Consider the following 7,808-nt stretch of genomic DNA (forward strand, 5'->3'; position numbering starts at 1 on the left):
CGCCTACCGCCGCCACGCTCGACATAAACTGCGACTGCAAAGAATATGTGATCGATTATCTCGAGCGCGCCTTCCCGACCCGGCAAATGCAGGTGTTCACCGACGACACCGGCACGCAGCGGTCTACGCCGATGGTCGATGAGGCGGGTAACCCGGTCTACAATCCGGAGGCGGAAGCGGCACGAGCACAGCTCATCGAGGACCTGTGCGCGTTGCCCCCGATCACCTCCGCGCTCGATGGTCTCCTCGAGCAGTTCGGCCATGAGACCGTCGCCGAAGTGACCGGCCGGACCAAGCGGCTCGTCTCGACAGGTGATGGCCGGCAGAAGCTCGAGACCCGCTCGACCCGGACCAGCCAGGCCGAGGCGGCCGCCTTCATGCAGGGCCGCAAGCGGATCCTCATATTCTCCGACGCCGGCGGAACGGGCAGGTCGTATCACGCATCGCGCGACGTTCCGAACCAGGAGCAGCGCGTTCACCTCCTGCTGGAGCCAGGTTGGCGCGCGGACCGGGCCATTCAGGGTCTCGGCCGCACCCACCGGACGCATCAGGCGAGCACCCCGCTGTTCCGGCCGGTGACAACCGACTGCAAAGGCGAACTTCGCTTCACGAGCACGATCGCGCGCCGTCTCGACAGCCTCGGTGCTCTCACTCGCGGGCAGCGTCAGACGGGAGGGCAGAATCTCTTCGATCCTGCGGATAACCTGGAAAGCGAGTACGCCTGCGCGGCGCTGGTCAGCTGGTTCCACCTGCTGGTCGGCGGCAAGTTGACCAGCATCTCCCACAGCGACTTCGAACGGCGCACCGGCCTGGAGCTCTGCGACAAGGACGGCGTGATGAAGGATGAGCTCCCGCCCATTCAGCGATGGCTCAATAGGATTCTGGCGCTGCCGATCGCTCTGCAGAACAAGATCTTCGACGAGTTTCTCTCGCTCGTCGAAACTCGTGTCTCGGCCGCGCGCGATGCGGGCCGGCTCGATGTCGGCGTCGAGACGATCCTCGTCGATAGTGCGACGCTGATCGATGATACGGTGCTGAGGACCGATCCAGTCAGCGGGGCGACATCGCATCTCCTGTCGATCGAGATCGCGCACCGCAGGACCCCGCTCTCCCTCGACCGCATCCTCCACATCGCCGACAACGACGGCACGGCCGAATCCCTGGTCAACGCCAAGTCAGGCGGGGTCGCGCTGCAGATCCGGGCCCGCGCACTCATGGAGGAGAAGGAAGGGACTCCCATTCCGCGCTTCGAGCTTCTGCGGCCGACGCGGCGCCAATATATGCGGGAACAGGAACTGCTCGAGAGTGCGTGGACGCCGATCGACCGCGACGCATTCTGTGAAAAATGGCTCGAAGAGGTCGGAATCGCGGCGAACAAGGTCGACACCGAGACCATCCGACTTGCCACCGGTCTGCTGCTCCCAATCTGGTCGGCGCTTCCGAACGATCATCTCGTGGTCAATCGGATTGCCGACAAGGCCGGCAACAGCTGGCTCGGTCGTCTCGTCTTTGACGAACATGTCGTGCAGCTCTTCACGAAGCTCGGCATCGACCGCGTCGAGAACATGCCAGCCTCTGACATCGTCAAGTCCGTGTGGTCAGGGCGTAACGTCGATGTCGCTCGGCCCTTCGCCATGACGATCAAGCGCTCGCTGGTGAACGGCAGCCGCAGGATCGAACTGGTTGGAGCGCCGGTTCAGCAGCTGTCCTGGCTCAAGTCCGTTGGCTGCTTCACCGAGGTCATCCAATATCGCACACGCGTTTTCATCCCCGTAGATCAAGCTGCCGCGGTGGTCGAAGGGATCACGCAGGCGGCAATCGCCGCGCCGGGCTGATCCGCTTGGCGGATGTTCATCATATCGCGACGTTCAACGCGATGTTGAACGCGCCTTCTGAGTGAACGCAGGGTTGCCACGTTCACTAAATACGTATATTCAACGCGCTGATGAAAGCGCAAAATTCACTGAACGTCGAGCGTCAGGCGGCCGAGGAGATGAAGGCCTTCCTGGCCGGTCTGCCGAACCTGACCCGTAGCCATGTCGAGCGTCATGGCACCGCGGGCAAGCCGGACGACGGAGTCGACCTCGTCGCCGAAGGCAGCTTCGCGGGAAAACCTCTCCACCTCATCGTTGAGGTGAAAAGCAGTGGGCAACCGCGCATGGTGCGCAGCGCGGCCGAGCAGCTTCACCGCTACATGCGCAACCATGCGGGGCACGCTGTACCCGTCGTGATGGCGCCGTATCTCTCGAAGCAGGCCCGAGACGTGTGCCGGGAAGAGGGCGTCGGTTACCTGGATTTCATGGGCAATGCTCTGATTGCCTCGGGCACGATCTACATCGAACGCGAGGTACCTGGTCAGCCGGAGCCGGAACGGCGCGCGCTTCGCTCGCTCTACAAGCCCAAGTCAGCGCGCGTTCTTCGTCGGCTGTTGCGCGAACCAGATCGTCGCTGGCGCACCGCAGAACTCGCCGACGCGGCCGGGGTCAGCAGCGGGCTCGTCAGTAATGTCGGATCGGCGCTTCGCGAACGCGGTTGGGCGGAGCAGACCGACGAGGGGCTCGCATTGATAGACCCTGACGCTCTGCTCGACAGCTGGGCGGACAATTACGAGCCCCCTCGTGGCGAGGAACATCGTCGCTACACCAGCCTTCATGGCAAGGCGCTGGCGGACCGTCTTGAGGGGCTGTCGAGTTTGGAAGGGCGGGTCGCGCTCGCTTCCTTCTCAGCGGCGCAGCAACTGGCGCCCTATGTCCGCCACCCCAATACCTATTTCTACGCCGACGAGATGGGCCTTGCCTCGCTCGACGATCTGCTTGGTGCCAGCGATGCCCCAAAGGGCGCCAACGTCACGATAGTGGTCCCCGAGGAGGACGGAGTCCTCGACGACGCCGTCCATGTCGGCGAGGGCATCCTCGTGACCAGTCCGGTCCAGACCTACCTCGACCTCATGCAGATGGGCGACCGCGGTAGCGAGGGTGCGGCCGAACTGCGTCACCGCCTGCTGGGCTGGCGCGCATGACCGACGATCTGCAGTCTGCAAACCAGTATGACGACCGCACCAGCAATGCGGTGAGATCGGTCCTCGTCGAGATCGGCCAGACGCTCGGCAGCTATCGCGGCAAATTTGCCGTCATTGGCGGTGCGGTGCCATGGCTCCTCCTTGAGGACAGCGAGATGCGCCATGTCGGCACCGCCGATATCGACCTCAGCCTCGATGCGGAAGCGCTGGCCGAGGACGCCGAATATGCCGGTCTGGTCGAGTCCCTCCATAAGCAGGGCTATGCGCCGGGTGAAGACCTCAAGAACTTCCAGATGATGCGTACCGTCGACCCCGGTGATGGGGGGGCTCCCATCACCATCGTCGTCGACTTCTTGCGGCCCTATGACTCGGTGATCGAAAAGAACAGGCCGCCCCTCACGACCGATTTCGCCACCCAGCGCGCTTTCGGCGCGGACCTCGCGACGCGCTTCTACGAAATGGTCGCGGTGGAAGGGGCAATGCCCAACGGCGGCATCAACCGGGTGATGATCGCCGTCGCCTCCATCCCGGCGCTTCTCGCCATGAAGGGACATGCGCTCGACGGTCGCGACAAGCCGAAAGACGCCTACGATGTCTACTTCTCGATCCGGAACTTTCCAGGCGGTATCGAGGCCCTGGCCGCTGCGTGCGTTCCCCTGCTATCAGAGCGCAGCGCGGCCGAAGGCTTCGCTAAGATCGCCGGCAAGTTCCGCAGCTTCGAGGATTTCGGTCCCACCAGCGTGCGACGTTTCGTCGAGGGCACGGACATTCTCGAAGACCGGTCCCCGGACGAATGGCAGCAGGACGCGTTGGGCCAGGTCCAGGCATGGCTGGCAGCCATAGGCTACGGCGAGAGGGCCTCGTGAGCAGCATCAACCGGGCCGACTTCCGCTTTATCGAGGAATTGGTCGAGTTCATCCGCGGCCGGGGTTACGTGCTTGATCTCTCCGATGCGACGTTTTCGGAATTCTTTGCCGACGAGCTGAACGTCGACATCGATGATCCCATATACGCCGTGAACGGCGGCTCGAAGGGCAAGCGACTGCGCACCTTCCTGTCGACCGTCGATGACGATGCCGCGGCTCGTGCGCTCAAAGCCTTATGGGATCACCGTGTCCAGTTTCTCGCCAGCACCGGCAACAGCGATCCGGTGCACAATGCCGAGGGACGCTATCTGACGCTGGTGGGCAAGCTGGCTAACGGCACATCGTCCGGCACAGGGGAGCCACCCCGGCCGGCTCATGACCGGGCGAAGATCGAAGCACTTCGGTCTGAGCTTTACGAATTGCGGGATCTCGAGCCCCAGCGTCGCGGCTATGCCTTCGAAAGCTTCCTGCAGCGCATCTTTGCCGAGGCTGGTCTCGCTCCCCGTCAGCCATTCCGAAACGTGGGCGAGCAAATCGACGGCAGCTTCGTCCTCGATAATGAGGTCTACCTTCTCGAGGCGAAGTGGACGCGCTCCGAAATCGGCGTCGCGGATCTTCGCGCCTTCCACGGCAAGCTCGAGAAAGCGGCTTGGACCCGAGGCGTGTTCATCAGTTATGGCGGCTTCACCGAAGTCGGTCTCGCAGCGTTTGGTCCCGCCCGCCGCATGTTCTGCGTCGAGGGTCGCGACATTTACGAAGGCCTCGATCGGCAAATCCCCTGGGTTGAGATTCTCCGCGCCAAGTTCAGACATGCCGCTGAGACGGGCGAGCCGTTCGTGCCGTTGGCGAAGCTGTTCCCGTAGGCACTACGGCGGCCGGCGTGCCGCCTCGGCATCAGGGCGAGAGGAAAGGGGAAGCGGGGATGGTGTCCGGATTTTGCCGGGCGCCATGAGGAGTTCCCCCCGTGATCCAGACCGTCAAACTCAGCAAACTGCGTCTCTCGCCGATCAACGTTCGTACCGCGCCGGACGAGCAGCTTCAGATCGGCCCAATGGCCGCGAGCATCGAGGCCAAGGGTGTCCTGCAGAACCTTCTCGTCACGCCGGCAAAGAAGCCGCGCGGCACCTTCGAGGTGTTCGACGGGGGCCGCCGCTGGCGCGCGCTGCGCCTCCTGGCAGAACGCGGCACCATCTCTGAGGCGGACTATGATGTCCCGGTCATGGTGCTGACCGGCGAGGATGCCGAACTTTCCGAAACTTCGACCGCCACCAACTTTCACCAGCTCAAGATGACGCCGGCTGAGGAATGTCGGGCGTTTCAGCACTTCATCGGCAAGAGCGGCGACAAGGACGCGGTCGCCAAGCGGTTCGGCGTGCCCCGCCGTTTCGTGGAGGGCAGGTTGAGGCTCGCCGCGCTTGCCGAACCAATTTTCGAGGCTCTGAGCAACGGCGACATCACGCTCGATATTGCGAAGGCATATGCCTCCACCGAGAATCGCGACAAGCAGCTACTCGTCTGGAACACCTACAAGCGCACCGAGGTGACCGCCGACACGATCCGCCGCGTCATCGAGAACGAGACGCTGAAGGCCAGCGACCCGATCGCCATCCTGGTCGGCGAGCCTCGCTATCGCGCGGCAGGCGGCACGATCGACGGCGACCTCTTCACCGATGGGAACGACCGCTGGGTTAATCCGGAGATCGCCCATCGCCTTGCAGGCGAGATCATGGAGGCCGAAGCGAGGCGGATCGGCGAGGAAACCGGGCTCGCCTGGATCCACCCGATCGCCAGCAACTACACGCACAATGCGGCCCACGGCCTTTATCGCGTCATTCTCCCGCCCTCCGAATTGACCGAGGCGGAGCGGAAACGCCTCGACGAGATTGCCGAGCGCCGCAATGTGCTCGAAATCGCGATGCAGAAAGCCGACCTTTCCGAGGACGCGTTCAAGGCGCTCGACCAGGAAGACGATCGGCTCATCGCCGAGGCCGAGGCGATCGAGAACCGCTCCCCGACGCTCCCCGATGAGCTTAAAATGCATGTGGGCGCGTTCCTCGTACTGACCCCGCAGGGCGAGATGCGGCTCGACTCGCAATTCTACAGCGAACAGCCAATCGTCATCGAGAAACCGGCGGACCCCATCCCGGGCGAGGATGATCCCGCTCCCGAGGGCTTGCGCGTTGACGAGGGATCGACACCGGGCAGCTTCCGGCTTGGCGACCGTGGCCCCTCTCCGGTGGTCCATCGCCCCGAGGCCGTGGCGCCTGGCGGCAAGCCGCTCAGCGGGCGGCTGTATGACGAACTGGCCATCCAGCGGCGCGACATTCTGGCGTCCTGCCTTCTGGCCCAACCTGCCCTGGCGCTCGACTTCGCCCTCTTCGTCATGATCGATGCGCGCATGTGCTCGGCGGGCGCGGCGTCCGGAGGCGGTGTCAGATATGGAACGACGATCCAGGCGATGGGGCCGCAGGATCCACTTGTCGGCGACATGCCGAGCTCGCGCGCACGCGCCTATCTGGCAGAGGCGCATGACGGCCTCGACGCCGCCTGGACCGAGCATGACAGTGAAGTCGAGCGCTTCGAGGCGTTCCGCGCCCTTGATGACGACAGCAAGGCCAATTGGCTCGCCTATATCGTCGCGCTGTCGCTCGAGGCGAAACCCGGCCTCGCCAACATGCAGGTCCCGCTGCACAATCGGCTGGCCACGATCCTCGGGGTTGACGTGCCGGGCTGGTGGCGACCGACCTCGGAGAACTTCTTCGACCGCGTGAACAAAGGCACTATTCTTAGCCTTCTTCACGAGATCGGTGGGCCCTCTCTTACCGCGCGCCACGCCTCGCTCAAGAAGACCGAGATCTCCGAAAGCTGCCAGAAGCTCTTCGCCGGCGAGTTGATCGTCGAACCAGAAGTCAAGGAGGCCGCGCTCGCGTGGGTGCCTAACGCGATGCGCTTCCCGGACGTGGCGGGCACCGCTGTTGCCGATCTCTTCGACGATGCTGGCGTCGATGAAGATCGCGACTCCCTCTCCACGACTGAGAAAGACGATATCCTAGACCTCGCCGAGGCCTGACCGGCGGGCCCAGTCACCCTGACAGTATCGAGGAAATGGCCGCCGTCGCGCCTGCGTTGGCGGCCATCGCTTCCACGCGACCGGAGCCGATCGCCATGAGCCCCAAACAGAAACCGAGCCGCGACGTCGCAGCCGAAATCACCAACCTAATCATTCGCAAGCTCGAGGAGGGTGTCCCTCCCTGGAGCCGCCCCTGGCGCGCGGTCGGGGCAGGAGGTCGGCCGCTCCGTCACTGCGGCACGCCCTACACCGGCATCAATACTGTCTACCTTTGGGCGATCGCCGACGCGAACGGCTATCGCTCGCGCTACTGGATGACGTACCGCCAGGCCGAGGCCCTCGGCGCGAATGTCCGCCGCGGCGAAAGCGGTTCTCTCTCGGTCTATTATTCCAGCTTCAAGAAGACCGAATCCAACCCTGTCACGGGTGCCGAGACCGAGAAGAACATCCGGTTTCTGCGCCATTATGTGGTGTTCAACGCCGATCAGATTGACGGCCTCCCGGCCTATTTCTACCCCGGTCCGGTGAGCGCCGAGCCGGTCGATCCTTCGGCTCGGCAAGGCGCCATCGACGCGTTCTTCGGTGCCATTCCGGCCGACGTGCGCCACGGCGGCGATCGTGCCTTCTTCCATCCGACGTTCGACTATATTCAGATGCCGCATCAGCGCTCGTTCAAGACGATGGATCACTATGCGTCGGTGCGGGCGCACGAGACCACGCACTGGTCAGGCGGCACCAGCCGCCTCGCGCGGACCTTCGGCAAGCGGTTCGGCGATCAATCCTACGCATTTGAGGAACTGGTGGCCTTATCTGGACAGTCTGCGCCGTCCGCAACATTGCAGTAAGGTCGGCG

Annotated in this window: 5 protein-coding genes and 1 pseudogene; all 6 read left to right on the forward strand. The window is 63.7% G+C overall.

What is annotated here, in order from left to right; all coding sequences use genetic code 11:
- On the forward strand, positions 1–1,835 hold a 1,835-nt coding region (locus ET21_RS0117580), incomplete at its 5' end, for a strawberry notch C-terminal domain-containing protein (RefSeq protein WP_037471308.1).
- A 110-nt stretch (positions 1,836–1,945) separates the two neighbouring features.
- Positions 1,946–3,019: a type IV toxin-antitoxin system AbiEi family antitoxin gene (locus ET21_RS0117585; protein ID WP_037471312.1), complete on the forward strand. Its 1,074-nt coding sequence runs from the start codon at positions 1,946–1,948 to the stop codon at positions 3,017–3,019.
- On the forward strand, positions 3,016–3,885 hold the full coding sequence (locus ET21_RS0117590; protein ID WP_030540690.1) for a nucleotidyl transferase AbiEii/AbiGii toxin family protein: 870 nt from the start codon (positions 3,016–3,018) through the stop codon (positions 3,883–3,885). The genes ET21_RS0117585 and ET21_RS0117590 overlap by 4 nt, the downstream gene beginning before the upstream one ends.
- Entirely contained in the window at positions 3,882–4,748 is an 867-nt protein-coding gene (locus ET21_RS0117595) for a restriction endonuclease (protein WP_202807135.1), read from the forward strand. Before ET21_RS0117590 ends, ET21_RS0117595 begins: the two co-directional genes overlap by 4 nt.
- 101 nt (positions 4,749–4,849) lie before the next feature.
- Positions 4,850–6,955 (forward strand): ParB/RepB/Spo0J family partition protein, encoded by a 2,106-nt coding sequence (locus ET21_RS0117600; RefSeq protein WP_030540692.1) that lies wholly within the window; start codon positions 4,850–4,852, stop codon positions 6,953–6,955.
- Positions 6,956–7,050: 95 nt separating this feature from the next.
- Positions 7,051–7,761: pseudogene (locus ET21_RS0117605) on the forward strand (ArdC family protein); the annotation flags it as partial.
- Positions 7,762–7,808: the final 47 nt, after the last annotated feature.

The organism is Sphingobium sp. DC-2 (genome assembly GCF_000722555.1).
GTDB lineage: Bacteria > Pseudomonadota > Alphaproteobacteria > Sphingomonadales > Sphingomonadaceae > Sphingobium > Sphingobium quisquiliarum.

Bases quoted from the DNA above. Each gene is read 5' to 3' on its own strand.
- ET21_RS0117585 (WP_037471312.1), top strand. From the start codon at position 1,946: ATGAAAGCGCAAAATTCACTGAACGTCGAGCGTCAGGCGGCCGAGGAG.
- ET21_RS0117590 (WP_030540690.1), top strand. From the start codon at position 3,016: ATGACCGACGATCTGCAGTCTGCAAACCAGTATGACGACCGCACCAGC.